The sequence below is a fragment of the Paenibacillus sp. FSL H7-0323 genome (assembly GCF_038002725.1).
Classification (GTDB): domain Bacteria; phylum Bacillota; class Bacilli; order Paenibacillales; family Paenibacillaceae; genus Paenibacillus_AQ; species Paenibacillus_AQ odorifer.
Genome location: NZ_JBBODB010000001.1, coordinates 2362764 through 2379749 on the forward strand (window position 1 = coordinate 2362764; position 16986 = coordinate 2379749).

Consider the following 16986-nt stretch of genomic DNA (forward strand, 5'->3'; position numbering starts at 1 on the left):
ATGCATATCAAGATCTAACCATTCACACCTGACTCTATCTTCTCAGTAATAAATTGTTTGAATCTTGTAAAATACCGCTCTGATGCTTCCCAGCGCCTAAGATCCAAATAGGACATGTCCTGCTTGCCATATTGATCGGGCGGCTGATAATGCCGGGAAACATAAGTTCCATTGTCCACTGTATAAAAATAATACGCTTCATCTGGAGTCCTGATTTCAATCCGACCATGTAGAAGGTCTCCGTCCTCGTCCGTATGCGTTTGACGGAAGCTGTAACATTTAGAGCCGTCCCAGAACCCGCCATTCTCCTCCACTTCCGAATATAATTCCCGAATTACAGTGTGTTGCAAAATGTCTTGCACATACTGTACCTCAATGTTTCGTAAATAAAGCTCAGCCATATTAACGCAGGTCAGCAACATCGTCCAGCAATCGCTAATCTCTGCTAGTTGTTCCTGAGACTCTTCTGTAATGTCCTCCCACTCAGAACCTTCTTCTATGGTTCTCTTCAACAAACCGACAGAATGATCTTGCTCCAGCCAAATATAATAGTGATGCCGGTTATCATTCATATAAACGCTAAGATCCCGCTCATCCCCGTCAGCATCAATATGCTCCAGTTGAACTTTGAAAAAAACGTCTTGCTCCCGAAAATTAAAAGAAGGCTTGTCACTTGGCATTAAAATACACTGCGTCAACTTCAATATATTTTCTTCATTGATTGTGTTATGGGTGAAATATAAATGAATAGCTTTCTTGCTAGTGGGGGATTCCTTTATTTTTTTTAGAGCAGAACGGCCTTCTTTAATTACGTTCACCAGTGTACCAAAGGAAAAGTCCTCCTCATCCTCTTCCATATCCAAAAAAACTTCATCAATCAACACTTCATGAATGTCTACCGGAAGCTCCTGAAATACGCCGTCCCCCTCCCACACATTTACTAAGCAGGCGATCGATTTATATCCGTCCACTTTGAAACTGTACTCGTCATCCTGAACCAAAACCGCAGCGCTGAGATCACCTTTAACAATCGTTTCCCCATGATTGTAGGAGCCGCATAATATTTCCTCAATCATCAGGTTGCCCGAAACATAAATTTCCTGACCGCCTACAGCTATATTTTTCGCACTCATATTACCGGTCACCAAAAGCCCTATGGCACCATCCGTTTCCTTATTATAAAGATTGTCTACAGTAAAATTTCCTTCTATAAAAATGATGATTACCTCTTTTTGTTGCGGGAAAGGTTGCTCCCAATCTAGATTAAGAGAAGGCAGCGTCAAATCCCCTTCATAGTAAGCGGCAAGTTGCTCGTCACTAAAATCTTGGTAAAACTTCGCCCACCAAGATCCTTCGGGAAATTTATCTGCTAGTTGGCTAATAGGAATGAATCTGAAAAGATTGCTCATAAATTATTTTCCTCTCATTTTAAATCCGAATATAGTAGACGATTTCCGAAAGCGGAGGCTTCTACTCCGCCGCTTCCGCCAACCATACTTGCATAGCTGGAGATTCTGCCCGATTCAAACGGAGGGCGATTTCAGTATTGATCTCATCCGGCGGCATGACTTCGACAAGGACGCATACTGACTCTCGCAGTTGATTCAAGGCAAACACACCTTCATCATCGAGTATTTTCATCGCCAGCTCCATGGCCTTCAGCCTCAAATCAAACTCGCGATTCCCTTCGTCATCCTCAAGAACCGCAATGAAAGAACGATCGGTAAATCGTTGTTTAACATTATCAAAGTTCTCATCGCCGAAACAACAATAGGGCGAATCCGCATAAGACCATTTGATAAGTTCCGCAATCGTCGATGCCGGTGTGTCACTTTCGACGCCTTGCCTGGCTGCTTCTACCTCCAAAGCTTCCCACGACCAGGCGGAGATACTTGGCGCATGTCCCTCGCCAGTAGTGTAAAGGGTACAGTAATAGTAACGTTCGCCATTTTCAAAAAGAGCGCGAAAAGACGTTCTAGCAGCATCGGCGATCTCTATCGCCAGCCTCTCTATTTCTTGCATCGGCTTCCTCCTTTCCGTTAGTGGATCCGTTCAGGCAGGATGTCTTCTATTTGCTCCAGCCTTCTAGAAATGATATGGCGGTGCTTTTTCTACTACAAGGTTATCAGGATGAACATCAGTTGGCTCATAGTCATTCATACGGAGAAGGATATACTCAATCTCTTCTAATGGCATCTGCAATTTCTGGCTGACTTCATAAAGATCCATGTCTTGCGAAAGTAGGTCCCGTGCTTGATTTAACTTTCCATTTAGCCAATTGTTTTCGAGCATCCATTTTTTCACTAGGTCCTGTAGTTGATTTTGGTTTTCCTTAACTGCATGCTTATTATATTTAGCAACTGACTCTGACAAATAGTTAAAAAGGTGAATACCTAATCCCTCACGTTGCTCATGCTTGGACATCCGTTGGTACTGTTCATAACTTATGCTGATATCTAATTCGAGGGTATGATCCCTGCTATCAAACCGTCTGGATGTTTTTCGACCATAACCTTCAGGTAAAACACGCAACACAAAAAAGATATCATAGGGAAACTCCCATGTATTTGCTAATTCCTCTAAGGGCAGCAGTTCATCTCTCAATTGACCCACACACGTTCCATGTGTATCCAAAGTAAAAACTAGTTTCATGCATACCTCCCTCTCCCAGACTTACGGAGCACCCAGATCAGCTGTTATTTTCTGAAATCGCTTCGCAGCCTTTCGACAAGAGCCACTGCTCCATTACGGCAAACGCCTGCCCCATATCCTGTTCATAGAAAATGGCCACCTCTTGCTGGTAGGCATAATTCAACCGTACATAGCCTCCCAGCTGCCGGTAGAACAGGAAACAAACATAGGCATTCTCAATAAACAAATCCGGCGGAAATTCATGTTGGCACAATCCAGCCAGTTCAGGTAGCGTAAGCTGGTCCTGCCCTTGTGGCAAACGCAAAAAGCGATGGCTGCGAGTGCCCGTCCACGGTTCATAATAGACGCTCTCCCCTTGACTGATTCCATACACCTGACGATAAATTTCGTCCAGCACCAAGGCGTACAACCCTTCGTCTTCCTGCTCCCCTGCTTGCAGGGAAATCGCCTTTACGTGCTCCGCATGCCGAGGTAGCCAAAGCAGCCCAGCTGTCTGGGGATGTATTGCCAGAAAATCTCCGTCCACCGTTGTACCTATAACGATACACTCACCGATCTGTTGCTCAGTAATGGGGCTATTCTCGTCATGCTCCCATAATCCGTACTCTGCAAAAGGTTTAAGCACCTCCGCATCCGGAAACTGAACATTCAGCCACCCTCTGTAAGTCCCTTCGCCGAATCGCCGCAAAAAACGGAGGTAGCCCGGTGGATAAACAGTGGCGTCTTCCTTTGCAAGTGCTTGGTTTTGACCATCAGACAGCGGTTTTGGCCGAGATACGATGTACATAAATACTCCTCCTGCTGCCCCCAACATGCAACTCTTCCAGATAGAGAATTCTTTAAAATATTGCAGGTTGAGCAGCTTTTTTATCCAAGATAATACTGAAATTTTAGAGAGTGCAACATATCAATCCCCAATTTTTGAATTCTCCAGCTTGGCCAATGCCTCGGTGTAATTTGCCCTGGACTATTTGCCACCCATCACAAGCCCATATTTATTGAAAATCCACGATTTGCTCAAATCGTGAATCGCACCATGGCTTATACGCACAGAAGGCTTTTGCTCCTTCATAGCATCTGCATCATGCGCCGAGAAGCGAAGCGGCTTTGTCATTTTTTTAATAGCACCCGTTATTTCATCGAAAAACGTATATGTTAACGGCTTATGATCCCGAATATCCTCATAGATATAATACTTCCCTTTTTCATCTTCCAAATCTATTTGAAAGCCTTTAGGAAATGATAGCAAGATACACGGCAGTTCATCCTCTGCCCATTGTCCGTAATATGGAAAATAGACACTCTCATTTCTCGCGAAAAATCCGGAGCTTTCATTATCAGACGTAACAGAAATGGAATAAACAAAGAAAGGGGGACCCTCTTTCCTTTTTTTCTCTGCCGTAAAATAATGATAAAAGGTCTGATATGCTTCATACACCTGTTTCAGATCATGCTCTGTCTGGGCATAATTGGTTAGATGAAATTGCGCTTGCTTTTGTTCAAAACGCTTCAAAACGCTTTCAAACTCTTCCGGCCTGATGAAGAATCTAAGTTTATAAAATCCGCTGTTCTTTAATTTATCCATTTCTTTTCGCTCACCGCCATGTATTAAAATGTCATCTCAGATGTCCTTAGCCATTTACTCGTGTATTTTCAAAATTCATATTTCACAAATCGATTTTTGAGAGCTTCTTCGTACGGGATCCACTCCCAGTCACTCCATAAAGACATGCTTACGATTTCTGACAGCTTATCTACGGCTAGTCCCGGACTCGTAATTCCAATGAAGCCGTCAAAATCCTCATTACGGATATCCAACGCTTTTCGCAAGTAATCATCATTGAGACGCTCTTCCCGGAGTTGTTCATATTCATCCCTCGTCCACTGTTCACAAAAGATCTTTTCGGCTTGAATGTCTCCATTCTCGAACAACGACAACTCGAATATCTCCTCATTCATATATCCGGCGGTCATCACTGGCTCCCCGGTAAGCTGGGACAACGTTTTACCGGCCTTCTTCACCGTACCCCATACAAAATAATCGTGGAGCACGCTGATCCAGTTCTCGTTGCTTTTGCTTACGTACATGACAACCTTGCTCTCTGGAGCCTCATGATTTGTCTTGCCTAATACTTTGGCATGCCCTTCGCTTAGCTCTCTTAATGCTTCGACAGTCTTCTCAAGGTTGTTCGACTTGATATGCAAATTTGCGAATGATCTTCCCACGAAATGGCCTCCTCTAATCGCTTTTTTAATCAGCCGGATTCTTATTTATATCCTATTGATCGGGTCTATGAATGTCTCATATTTCCATTATAGTGATCGCTTGTCCTGAGTCTACCACTTTTCACCTGGATTTTAGAAATAACCTTTGCACAGAAAGAGTTATAACCTTGACCAGTCAGCACAATCTCTAGTCCCTTCCCCACTCCGCTCTTAAAAAAAGGAGGGTATCCCTCTGCCATTTTATGACGTTTAGGACACCCTCTGTCGAACTATTCCGTACCCCCACAACACTCTTCATCTTTCCAAAACAAAATTTTTTCGTCGTCACTTTACGTAAGGTTCAGCGCGCTGGCTGTAACGGCAAGTTCTGATTTTATATTACCGTTCGATCAATCCTTACTCTAGGCAGTTACCGACTCGCTGCCTCGATGATCCAGTCGGTCAAATCGTTGATTTGTCTTTTCACGGCGATTGGGTCGCGGTACCAGGATTGGTTCTCCGTCCATAAAAATACCCGATTGTTGCGAATCGGCTCTAGCGACCCCCAGATTGGATCAGCCTGCAGCGATTCCAAGCTGGCTTCCGTCGTCAGAATCAAATAATCACCCATGTACTCCGAAAGTTTCTCCAGCGAAAATTCATAGTAGGATTCCTTCAGCATAAATTCTGGAACCGTCGTCGGCGGCTTCAGCCCCATTATTTCATACATCAGCCGGCCGCCTCGTCCCGACTTCGGACCAAAAAGGCTCACGTTTCCATCGTACTCTTGCATAATCGAAAGCGTCTCTCCTTCGGGAACGGCTTGTTGGACTTTCTCCCGAATGTCTGCAATGTCCTTCTCGAATTGTTCGTTCCATTTCTCCGCTTCCTCACGTCTATCCAGCAACTCGCCAAAATACAGCATTTCTTCCTGAATGGATACAAACTGATTGTAAGGAACCGATACCGTAGGTGCGATCATCTGATATTTCTCGACTACCTCAGGCTGTGGATTATGCGTTATGATTAAATCCGGATTGAGTTCCAGCAGCTTCTCTAACGAGTCGCCTACATCCGTCACGACGTCCAGCATTCCCTCGAGATAAGGACTCGACATCAAGAACGATTCGGCTGCGATCGGCTGGACTTCCAGAGCAAGTACGGTGCCGAGATAAGAAATTGCCGCTACGCGCTGAGGGTGTGCAGGAACTTCGACATCGCCGAAAGCGGTCTTGACTACCTTGATCTCAGAAGATGCCAAAACCTCTGACTCTTGAGTGATCATGGTTGGAGAAGCGCTGACGGCAACCTGGCTGTTCGTTGCACCTCCGTTGTTCACCGACCCACCACAAGCTGTTAACATCACGGTCAAACATAACAGCATCACTGCATAAAAACTTCGGGTTGCTCTAGTCATTTTATTCGCCCCATCCTGTTGAAATTGATAATCAATATCACTCACATAAAAAGGATAGCTTAATGACCGGCTTAGAACAACGGACGATTGTGACCTATTCCTTGCATAATCTGAAACGAACTGGCCGTATCGTTTACGATATTGACCTGGCGTCATGCCGGCATGCTTTTTGAACATGCGGCTGAAATAAATGAGGTCCGGATAACCGACATGTGATGCTATTTCCTGTTGTGTTGCTATCGTACCGGCCAGCAGAGCCTTCGCATCTTCCATTCGGAAACGAATGACGTAGTCCAGCGGACTGAGCCCTGTCTGTTCTTTAAATTTTCGCGATATATATTGTTGGCTGTAATTCAATTGCCGAGCAAGCTCCTCAAACGAGATCGGCTGGCGATAATTCCTGGACAAATGTCGAATAACTTGCTCCGATAAAGATGGCTCGCCGGCTCCGAACAGACGCTCCCTCAGGACAGCGTGAACGAAGCGGATAAAGTCTCCCTTGGCCGACAGCCGGGTCAATCCGTCGTCAGATTTAAGCCAACCGTCGCGTATCGTTTGAAGCAGCTCAAGCATGGCCAGCGGTTCGCCAGGCGGGAACCCCCAGCTTTCCAGAAACGGGTCGGATTCCTCCATCATCATATGAAATTCGCGCGAGGCCGAAGCGGGGAGAAACGCTTTGTAGAGTACGACATATACATTCAGCGCTTCTCCGCTCCGAACCGTCACCAGAGAGCCTTTGCCGGCGTGCAGTACATGGAAACGATCGCACAGCCATACCTCATCGTCAACCCACAACTCGCCTTGTCCTTGAAAAGCGAATAAAAATGCGCTTGCCGGCAAACGGTATTGATTCAAATCGTTGTCGATTCCGGCCTGCTTTAGCCGTACGTCCAGTACACTCATAATCACCTGGTTCCATATTTGTATAAGTTTCAGAACATCCATAACTGATTCGCAAACTCCCTTTAAATTCTCAAGAGATAATCATTCTCAATTGAATCATGTTTCTAAACACAATAACGAATACGTCTAGCGCTGTCAATAAGGTGTTGCCGAATGAGACGAGGATGCGAATAGCGAGGCATACGGCTATTTTGCCGGAGCCTAGCCACAAGCAAAAGACGCTGATCCGCAAACATACGTGCGGAACTAGCGTCTATCAATGAATCGTGAGGGCCCTTTTTTTGATCTCACAATTATCTTAATCATTGGCATACTTTTATGTCGCCTGCTTAGTAAATGCCTGTCTCTTTCGCAAGGGAATTTTTGTAGGCTGCAATTTTGTCTTTCAACATCTTCTCTGTGGCTGTTAAGTTTCTGATTTGGCTCTGTATAGAGTTACTATGATTCTCAAGAAGGTTCAAGCGGGCTTGGGCCGTATGCTCTCCTTCTAAATATAACTGCGCATATTCTCTAATTTGTGAGATCGGCATTTGGGTTTGTTTCAACCTCATCACAAATCGCAGCCAAGCAAGATTGGAGTCATCATATATTCTTTCTCCATTCGCATTCCGCATCGGAGCAATAATCTTTTCCTTTTCATAATATCTCAGTGTATATGCGGTAATCCCTAGTAATTTGGCTACATCGCTGATCGTATACATACAAGCCCCCGAATCTATGTTGATTTTAAGAGTCCCCATAATTATAAAAAATATTTGACTTAGAGTAAACTCTAAGCTTTATGATTACATCGTTGTTGAAATACTAAATATTCTTGTAAAAACGGAGGAATTCACATGAAATATACTGTAATTACAGGCGCCAGTTCAGGTATAGGTTATGAAACCGCTCTAGCCTTTGCGGCTCGCGGTAAAAACTTAATTGTTACAGCCCGCAGAAGGGAGCAACTGGAGGAGCTAAAATCTGAAATCAATCATAACTCCCCCGATGTAGATGTCGTTATTCGAGTAACTGACTTATCCGTTTCTAGTAATGCTTATAAGCTTTATGAGGATCTACAAGGGTTCGAAATCGAAACTTGGATCAACAATGCGGGGTTTGGAAATTTCGCTTCAGTGGCCAAGCAAGATTTAGATAAAATTTCTGCAATGCTGCATCTGAACATTGAATCGTTGACGATCCTTTCCTCTCTATTCGTTCGTGATTATTCCAATGTTGAAGGAACACAATTAATCAACGTTTCATCCGGTGGCGGCTATACGATTGTTGGAAATGCCATTACGTACTGTGCGACTAAGTTCTATGTGAGTGCCTTTACTGAAGGACTCTCTCATGAGTTGAAGAGTCAAGGTGCACTTATGCAGGCTAAAGTGCTAGCACCTGCCGCAACAGAAACAGAATTCGCGAAGCTTTCTTTCGATGTCCCCGAATTCGAATATCATGGGACTGTGCCGAAATATCATACCGCGAAGGAAATGGCTGGATTCATGCTTGACCTGTATGATAACGATCATGTTGTGGGGATTGTTAATAGTTTGACGTACGAGTTCGAGTTGAGAGATACCCTCTATAATTATGTGGCGAGCACGCGATAAGCTCATCTTGTAATGGCAAGTTAAGAAGCATGACCATCCATTACGGATCGCTATGCTTCAACAATGATGTATCACCTAAATCCCCTATCAAAAAAAGGCTGCCAATCCCTTATGGGCGGCAACCTTTGATTTTTACTCTACGACAACGCCAACATCGCGTTCATATCTTCTTCAGCAGTAGTAATTAGCTTCAATCCAAAAAGCTCTACCAGAACATCCAGTACACCTGGTGAAATGAACTCGGGTGGCTTTGGTCCGATGCGAATGTCCTGAATGCCGAGACTGAACAAGCCTAGCAGAATGGCTACTGCTTTTTGCTCAAACCAAGACAGCACGATGCTGACAGGCAGCTCGTTCACCGTACACTCAAATGCCTCAGCCAGAGCCATAGCAATCTTCACTGTAGAACCGGAATTATTACATTGCCCAAGGTCAATGTAACGTGGAATACCGGTGTCTCCAACGGTGCCATAATCTACGTCATTAAAGCGGAACTTTCCGCAAGAAGTCGTTAAAATGACAGTATCGTTCGGTAAGGAAGTCGCCAACTCACGGTAGTAATTCCCGCCAGTACCTGGCGCATCACAGCCAGCAATGACGAAAAACCGGCGGATATGCCCGTCTTTGACAGCTTGAATGATCTCTGGTGCTAACCCGATTACAGTTTCATGATGATATCCGGTCGTAAGTACCAGATCTGACTCTACATCAGCCGCAGGTAGGGACAACGCACGATTAATTAATGGGGAGAAATCGTCGCCCGTTATTTTCTCTACACCTTCCAGCCCCGCTACTTCATATGAGAAAAAGCGGTCTGCATACGTGCCTTTAATCGGCATTACACAGTTTGTGGTAGCAAGAATTGCACCGGGAAACTGCTCGAACAATCTACGCTGATCATACCATGCTTTGCCGATGTTGCCTTTCAGATGTTTATACTTTTTGAGTGCAGGATATCCATGCGCAGGCAGCATTTCTGAGTGGGTATAAATGTTGATACCTTTCCCCTCTGTCTGCCGCAGTAATTCCTCCAGCGCATATAAATTATGTCCTGTTACAACAATACATTGACCTTCAATTTTGTTCTGACTGACTGTGATCGGTTGCGGAATGCCAAAGCGGTCCGTATGCGCACGATCCAGTACATCCATGATGCGAACCGCCGCATCCCCGACCTTCATCGCCATCTCCAAATGTTCCTGTGTATTAAAGTTGGAATTGGTCAACGTCATATACAAAGCTTCGTGGGTGATACGATCCACCTCGGGATCGCTATATCCTAGCTGCCGGGCATGTGTCGCATACGCTGCAATTCCTTTTAATGCAAAAATCATCGTATCCTGCAAACTCGCAATGGTTTCATTTTTGCCACATACCCCTACAACGGTGCATCCGCCATTCGGTGTCTGTTCACATTGGTAACAAAACATATCGTTATCCTCCATATCTAGATAATCATTCGTTACTTCCAACGTAACAGAACACCAAAGCTTGAGTTGTGATTACACACACATTTTTTAGATCAAGCAGATTTAAATGTCCTTCTATTTATAACAACCATTAATACAATAACGCTTAAACAAATGAAAATATTAATCTCAAAAACCAATTTGAACGCCTGCAACTGACTCCCTTGTCCTGTCTCTCCACTCATCACACCAAGTCCAAGTGCTGAGCCAAAGACCATACCCGCATTTCTTGTTAAAGCAATTAATCCGCCAATCGAACCCACGTGTTCCCGAGGTGTCTGCTGCATAATGAAGCTATTATTAGGAGAGGCAATGAGCCCCATACCAAGGCCAATAAGAGATAGAATCGCCGCGATTCCATAAATCGGTATATGATCTAAATACACCAGTAACAAGATAAACCCGCTTCCCATGCAGTTCAGTCCCATAAGCATCAGACGATGAGAGCCATAACGGTCGGAGCAGTAGCCTGCGAGAGGGCCTGCAAACGTCAAGGCAATGGGATAAGCCGCCATAATATATCCTGTCGTAGATGACGAGAACGGAGCCGACACCCCCATCAAATAAAATGGAATGAGGACAAGCAATGTATTAGATAAAATAAAAGAGGCACAGCTAACGATCAAGCCTCCCGCTACAGTTGGAATTTTCAATGCTTGTAAGGGTAGAAAAGGAGTCTTTTGCTTCCGCTCCCAGAATAGAAAAGTAATCAACAACAAGGAAACCCCCACCAAACTTGTCATTGTCCACACGGACACCCAGCCCCATTTGCTCCCATTTGTTATTACGAGAAGGACCAAGGTGATGAATGCCATAAACAAGCTGGCCCCCACGAAGCTGATAGCACCCGGCTTGCGCTCTTGCACACGGTTCGGGATGTACCGATATGCCATAATTGTAGCCACAATCGCCACAGGAACATGGATTAAAAATAACCATTTCCAGCTCAGCCACTCTGCAATCAAACCTCCCGCTATAGGTCCCGTCATCCCGCCCAGCGCGACAGCTGTACTTAAAATTCCGAGTGCACGACCTCTTTGCTCTTTCGGCATATGAATGGTGATGAGTGCAATATTAGTTGCTTGGAACATCGCAGCTCCTACTCCCTGTACAACTCTGAGCGTTAGCAATATTGGCAGATTAGGTGAAAAAGCGACCAGGATAGAACCAACAGTAAAAATAATAAATCCAAGATTGTGAATCCGGCGAAAACCATAACGGTCGCCTAGTTTCCCCATAACAGGAAGAAGAGCCGTAATCACTAGCAGATAACCTGTTGTGATCCATAATCCCTTCCCAAGCTCTGTCTGAAAATAATTCACAATAAAAGGAAGCGACACATTCACAATTCCAGCTGTAAAATGGGAAATAAACGCCCCCATACAAATAGCCGCCATCATTCCCAGCCGCTGCCCGTGTGTGCTTTTAAACTCTATATCTTTTGCTGCCATCATGTTGATCCCGTCCCTACTCATATTGTTTAAGAATTACTAACAATTATAAGTAGATCCCTTGCAAGAACAATCCCATAAAGATGGGATGGGAATGGTTTAGGCGAATATGTCTATCAGTATAGGTGACGAAAATCAGAGGTAATACAAAACAGCAAAAAGCGGCACATTTAAGTGCCGCCTCTGAATTATTATCTATAAGAGTCATGCGTTGGGCGAAACAAATCTTCTTCGGAACTTCTGACCATAGAAAAATGTTCGACATTGTAGTGCCCATGTAATGTTTTATTGTGATGCTTGATGATTTGTTCTGCACTTAAAACATCATTGTCCGTTGTAGAATGACCATCTCCGACCAATGTAACATCCATGCCGCTAACCGTAGCCGTCCGAACCGCAGTATCGATGCAGTGTTGAGTTTTACATCCCATAATCACCACATGCTCAATCTGCTGATCTTTCAGATATTGTAGCAGCTCAGTTCCGTGAAAAGAATTCGTTGCCAGCTTATCAAAGATTTTGGCATTTGCAGACCTGTTGATTTCATTGTGAACTTGAAAGCCTGTACCTGTTCCTTCAGCGACATCTAGATCCCTAACGAACACAACTTCGACATCGGCTTCTTTTGCTTGTTCAATCACTTTATTAATATTCCGGATAAGCTGCTCTTTATTGAATACTGCACTTTCCTTTTCGTTTCCATCCATTAATTCTTGTTGTGCATCGATGATTAATAATACCTGATTCAAATGATTTTCCCCTTTCGAATGGTGGGGAAACGTCAACGCTTGATCAGTTAAACGTTATCCCCATATCATTTTGCAAGCTGACATTGTTTTTCATAATATCTACCTCCCAATAAAAATGGTATATAAACTTTAATCTTATAATTTAAGACTTTTTTAGTTTACCATATTTTTAAAATGTACTCTCTAAAAACTTTGATTGCTACATCCATTGATACATCATAAAAATGGTGGAAATCAGATTAGTCAGCCCGTGCAGAACCCAACCTGGAATGATCGAACCGCCGGATAATTTCTCATCCAACATTCCGATGCTCCAACCCACAAAACCTGTAAGAATCATTACAACAGCAGAATTCAATAATCCGGAACTGCTGTATAACAGCACAGCATGTACGACACCAAATAATAAAGCTTGAGCACAGTTTCCAATTCCGAATCCGAATTTCGAACTTAACCGTTTACCAATGAAGCCGCGGAACAGAATCTCTTCGGACAAGCTAGTCTGCAACCAAGAATAAATCAATGCCGGAATCAAACCTTTAAGACCTGTACCATAAAACTGTGAGCTGGCCAAAGTATTCTTATCCAGCATATAGATTGCTGTAAGCATTCCCAGGCTGGTGAATATAGTCATGGTAAGTATAAACCATAGTATGAACTGCTTCCTAGAAACCAATTGGGGTTTCTTCCAGCCAATCCACATGGCAAAGGATGAAGTTGTTCTGCTTGTAAAAAACCAGTATGTATAGGGAATGATGCTGAATAAGATGAGCTGAAGGACTGCACTGATGAGCAATGACAATGTCAATGGAATACCCTCCCTTTAATAAGAACAGCCTCAATATATCATGGACCGCTGCTTACCAGCGGGAAGAGACCGTAACTTGCAGGTTAGGTGGAGTAGTTGGTTGCGGATTGCTACTCAGGCAGTGGTAATACCGCCAACATCATGAACTGCCCATTCTCATATCTGAAACTGACGCTTCCTTGAAGCTGTTGAACCGCATACTCAATGCTTTCGATTCCGAACCCTCTACGCCCAAAGTTCCGCTTGCTGGACAAAAAAGAGCCCTGCCCGTCCTCTGTAAGCAGAGATGCAGGATTCTTTAAAGAAATCACCAATAACCCGTCGCAATAAATCACTTCCAGCCCAATAACATTCTGCTCTGACTCTGGTAATCTCTGAACCCCTTCGATTGCATTATCTAATGCATTGCCTAAAATAATTGCAATTTCAACCTCTTTGCCTGCAAGTGACAGGTCCTGCGGGATGCGAAAATGAGATTTCATTGTAACTTGATGTAGCTCGGCTTTGGCGAACTTCTCATTATAGATGGCATCAATAGCTATATTTCCAGAAGAAATATACTTTTCTCCTGCCTCCTGTGTCGAAGCAAGCTCCGCAATATATCGCTTGGCTTCTTGTACAGCTCCTTCATCCAGCAGAGAATGAATAAGGATCAACACATGGTTCAGATCATGCCGCAAACGCTGTGCTTCCTGATTATCTTTCAGTTTACTCGTGTAATCCTTCACTTGCTGCTGTAGCACATGATTATGCAATTCTATTTGCATCCGTTTCATTAACTTTTGATATATAAACATTACAGCCACATTAACTACAAGAATCCCAAGCAGGATGAATACAAAGTCAAACGGAATATTAAAAGGTTTATCACTGGAATTTCTCAGATTCACAATAATAATAAGCAAAGAACCCGCAGAAACAAGATTCAGCACAGCCCAATCCTGATTCGACAGTAACGTTGTGGTATCCACTTTGAACAACCGCAGCAATAGCAGACATAACATGATGCTTAGCAAAACAACAAATAGGAAAGCAAAAGATAACCACCAGAAATTAACTGTATCTATTCCCTCGGCATTGAGTGGGATATGCTGAATCCCATACCATACCAGCATCTCAATAACCACCGTAAACACTGTATAGAAACTGCTAAAGAACAGCTTTTGTAGCACACTGCCGCGGAAATAAAAAATAGTAATCAGACTATACACAAGCAGGTGAAGGATGACCGAATCAACTAGAGGTAAGCTAGCAGCGGTAAGCGATTTAATTATATAAAAGATAATAAGACAACCTATAAATGACTGTTTGCTCCTGCTCAGGATCAGGAATTTCTTGAGAAAAATATAAAATGTGACCCCTTGCGGGACATATATAAGGACGAGCATAAATACACCAAAAAAGTAAGGACTAATCTCCCGGATGAAAGACATTTATCTTAAGAGCCTCTTTTCTATAAAGGCATGGTAGGACCGTAAAGAATCAGAGCTTCTACTGCGGCTGACGGGAAGCTCCAACCCGTTCTTCAGCTGAATAAGTTCTTTGCTTAAAGAACGAACATACAGCCAATTTACTAGGAATCCCGTATGTACGCGACAAAAATCATGTGATCCCAGCTGTCCTTCCAACTCTCTCAGTTTGCCATAATACGAGTAAGTCCCTTGTTCAGTACAAAGGACCAATTTTTTGCCTCGTTCTACCGTGATATACATAATATCATCTACCCTTAAATTATAGCTCATATGATGGATTGAGAATGACAGCACGTTGTTTCTTTGCATGCATTGCTGAATGGCTTTGACTGTGGCGGTCTGCAGTTCATGTTCATCAATGGGTTTCAGTAAATAGCGAAAGGGATGAACCGCAAAGCTTCTTCTCATATAACTTGTATGGCTGGTGACATAGATAATTAATACCCTGGCATCTTTGAGCCGTATCTTCTCTGCGACTTCTATACCGTTATACTCGGGCATCTCCATATCCAGATAAACTATATCGTATGCGGTAGTCGTCATTGCCTGAAGCAGGGTTTGGCCTGATTCAAAAATCTCAATAGAGGCAGTCATCCCTTGCAGGCTAGTTATCTGCTTCATGAGTAATTCTTCCAATCGCGAGGCATCTTGCCTCTGATCGTCACAGATAGCAATGTGAAGATTCATATTATGTATCCCTCCAAGTGAACGTAATTCTATCATATTATAATTTGAAAAAATATGAAGAACCGCCAAAAAGCCGATCCTCTCGGACCGGCCTATAAACTCTTTTTTACAGGGAAGTTTTTACCCTAGTCAATTCATCGGAATCGCGGACGCCAGCCGCCGAAACTGGATGAAAATAAACAGAGCGGTCAGCATCACCACAATTCCTGAACCGAGGAACCATAGCTGCACACCGTATCGATCCACCACAGGTCCTGCCAACAGCAGCCCAATTGGCGAAGACAACATCATAATGCTGGTCACGAGTGAAATGACACGCCCAAGCATCTCGGGTTCAAAAGAACGTTGGATCATCGCCATGAAGGGACCATTGAAGAAGGGTGCCGCACTACCCATCAAGAACGAGAGAATGGCAAAGATCACAAATGCATTCGGACCAATCAAACCACTGATCACACAGGTAAGACCGATGACTAGCAGACCTACGCTCATATAGCTAATGTCGCTCCATTTAGATGAGAACATCGACAATAGCAGACCGCCTAAAATCATCCCGATGCTGAACACCGCTTCCACCAGGCTGGCACTGTATCCTCCACGGCCAAAATGAGACAATGTCATATAAGGAAACAGTGTCGCCAATGGCATAAATGCGATACTAAACACCGCAGTAGCCCCCGTAATCAACACAATGGGTTTCGCTTGAATGAGTGCGTTCCAACCCAAACGGAATTCTTGAACGAAAGACGGCGCAGCTGTAGACTGCACTTTAGGCTGATGGATCTTCACCATGAACAGCATCAGATTCGCAATCAAAGCCCCGGCCACATCGAGTAGCAATACTGCTCCAAGCGAAGTTGCCGAGTAAACCGCTATCCCAAGTGCAGGACCCATTACATTCGAGAAAGAGAACACCATCTGCTGCCAGCCCGCGACTCTTGTCAATTCTTCTTCAGGCGCAATCAACGGAACAGCCGCCTGAAAAGCCGGAGCATGAAAGGCTGATGCCGCCGAACGCAGGCTCAGAATGACATACACAAAGCCAAGTCCCGGTTCCCCCCACATGAAATAAATACCTAATATCAGACTGAAGAGCGCAATTGCGCTATCAGCAATAATCATCGTTATTTTACGATTCCAACGGTCCAGCCAGACCCCTACAAAAGGACCCAAGACCGCTTGCGGCAAAAACGCTGCCAACCCAGCAATCATCAAAACTGCCGCTGACCCTGTCGATTCCGTTAAGTGCCAGATCACCGCGAATTGAACCATCGAACTCGTAAGAATCGAGAAAATCTGTCCGCTAAAAATAAGGGCGAAGGCTTTTTTCCATTGTATTCGCATAAGGTCATCTCCTTTGATTAAAAACTTAAATAAACTCATTCCATGAGCATAGGCACACTGAAACAGGCACATCACAAATAAACTCATTTCCTTATCTCAAAAAATGAATGAGTCCACTTGTCTTGCACCACTGATTACCATAAACGAATGGAATGGGTCACAAGGAGCACCTCCTGAAAAAAATTATGTTCATTATAACATCGCATCTCTTCCATGAGCCAGTTCCAATTGTTC

The 16986-nt window shown here is 44.0% G+C and carries 16 protein-coding genes; 1 reads left to right on the plus strand and 15 read right to left on the minus strand.

Annotated features, from left to right (window positions below; translation table 11 throughout):
* Nucleotides 1-14: 14 nt before the first annotated feature.
* From MHH89_RS10770 to MHH89_RS10805, 8 genes are all read right to left on the minus strand, one after another.
* Entirely contained in the window at nt 15-1409 is a 1395-nt protein-coding gene (locus MHH89_RS10770) for a hypothetical protein (protein WP_076281561.1), read from the minus strand.
* 61 nt (nt 1410-1470) lie between these two features.
* Nucleotides 1471-2022 carry a DUF4303 domain-containing protein gene (locus MHH89_RS10775; protein WP_076301694.1) on the minus strand — a complete coding sequence of 184 codons (552 nt, stop codon included), beginning with the start codon at nt 2020-2022 and terminating at the stop codon, nt 1471-1473.
* A gap of 63 nt (nt 2023-2085) precedes the next feature.
* Nucleotides 2086-2652 (minus strand): hypothetical protein, encoded by a 567-nt coding sequence (locus MHH89_RS10780; RefSeq protein WP_076281559.1) that lies wholly within the window; start codon nt 2650-2652, stop codon nt 2086-2088.
* A 37-nt stretch (nt 2653-2689) separates the two neighbouring features.
* On the minus strand, nt 2690-3439 hold the full coding sequence (locus tag MHH89_RS10785; protein WP_076190734.1) for a hypothetical protein: 750 nt from the start codon (nt 3437-3439) through the stop codon (nt 2690-2692).
* 180 nt (nt 3440-3619) lie between these two features.
* Nucleotides 3620-4237, minus strand: coding sequence for a hypothetical protein (locus MHH89_RS10790; RefSeq protein ID WP_341087101.1), 618 nt, complete (start codon nt 4235-4237; stop codon nt 3620-3622).
* A gap of 68 nt (nt 4238-4305) precedes the next feature.
* Nucleotides 4306-4878 carry a hypothetical protein gene (locus tag MHH89_RS10795; protein ID WP_339168545.1) on the minus strand — a complete coding sequence of 191 codons (573 nt, stop codon included), beginning with the start codon at nt 4876-4878 and terminating at the stop codon, nt 4306-4308.
* Between the two features lie 409 nt (nt 4879-5287).
* Nucleotides 5288-7219: an AraC family transcriptional regulator gene (locus MHH89_RS10800; RefSeq protein ID WP_341087103.1), complete on the minus strand. Its 1932-nt coding sequence runs from the start codon at nt 7217-7219 to the stop codon at nt 5288-5290.
* A gap of 287 nt (nt 7220-7506) precedes the next feature.
* Nucleotides 7507-7878 carry a MerR family transcriptional regulator gene (locus MHH89_RS10805; protein WP_076182898.1) on the minus strand — a complete coding sequence of 124 codons (372 nt, stop codon included), beginning with the start codon at nt 7876-7878 and terminating at the stop codon, nt 7507-7509.
* Between the two features lie 135 nt (nt 7879-8013).
* On the opposite strand from MHH89_RS10805, the gene MHH89_RS10810 reads away from it, so the two are divergent.
* The gene (locus MHH89_RS10810) at nt 8014-8772 is read left to right on the plus strand and encodes an SDR family NAD(P)-dependent oxidoreductase (RefSeq protein WP_341087104.1); all 759 of its coding nucleotides are present in this window, start codon (nt 8014-8016) and stop codon (nt 8770-8772) included.
* Nucleotides 8773-8909: 137 nt separating this feature from the next.
* Here MHH89_RS10810 and hcp read toward each other — a convergent pair whose 3' ends face one another.
* From hcp to MHH89_RS10845, 7 genes are all read right to left on the minus strand, one after another.
* Nucleotides 8910-10202, minus strand: a complete 1293-nt coding sequence (hcp, locus tag MHH89_RS10815) for a hydroxylamine reductase (protein ID WP_036688774.1) — start codon at nt 10200-10202, stop codon at nt 8910-8912.
* 92 nt (nt 10203-10294) lie between these two features.
* Complete coding sequence (locus MHH89_RS10820; RefSeq protein WP_341087106.1) at nt 10295-11695, minus strand: MFS transporter; 1401 nt, start codon at nt 11693-11695, stop codon at nt 10295-10297.
* Between the two features lie 188 nt (nt 11696-11883).
* A complete protein-coding gene (locus MHH89_RS10825; RefSeq protein WP_076127240.1) occupies nt 11884-12441 on the minus strand; it encodes a cysteine hydrolase family protein in 558 nt (185 codons plus the stop codon).
* 199 nt (nt 12442-12640) lie between these two features.
* Nucleotides 12641-13249 carry a CPBP family intramembrane glutamic endopeptidase gene (locus MHH89_RS10830; protein WP_339281169.1) on the minus strand — a complete coding sequence of 203 codons (609 nt, stop codon included), beginning with the start codon at nt 13247-13249 and terminating at the stop codon, nt 12641-12643.
* Between the two features lie 110 nt (nt 13250-13359).
* A complete protein-coding gene (locus tag MHH89_RS10835; RefSeq protein ID WP_076309690.1) occupies nt 13360-14682 on the minus strand; it encodes an ATP-binding protein in 1323 nt (440 codons plus the stop codon).
* Nucleotides 14683-15408, minus strand: coding sequence for a LytR/AlgR family response regulator transcription factor (locus MHH89_RS10840; protein ID WP_341087111.1), 726 nt, complete (start codon nt 15406-15408; stop codon nt 14683-14685). It lies immediately after the preceding gene.
* Nucleotides 15409-15537: 129 nt separating this feature from the next.
* Nucleotides 15538-16752 (minus strand): MFS transporter, encoded by a 1215-nt coding sequence (locus tag MHH89_RS10845; RefSeq protein WP_341087113.1) that lies wholly within the window; start codon nt 16750-16752, stop codon nt 15538-15540.
* Between the last annotated feature and the right edge of the window lie 234 nt (nt 16753-16986).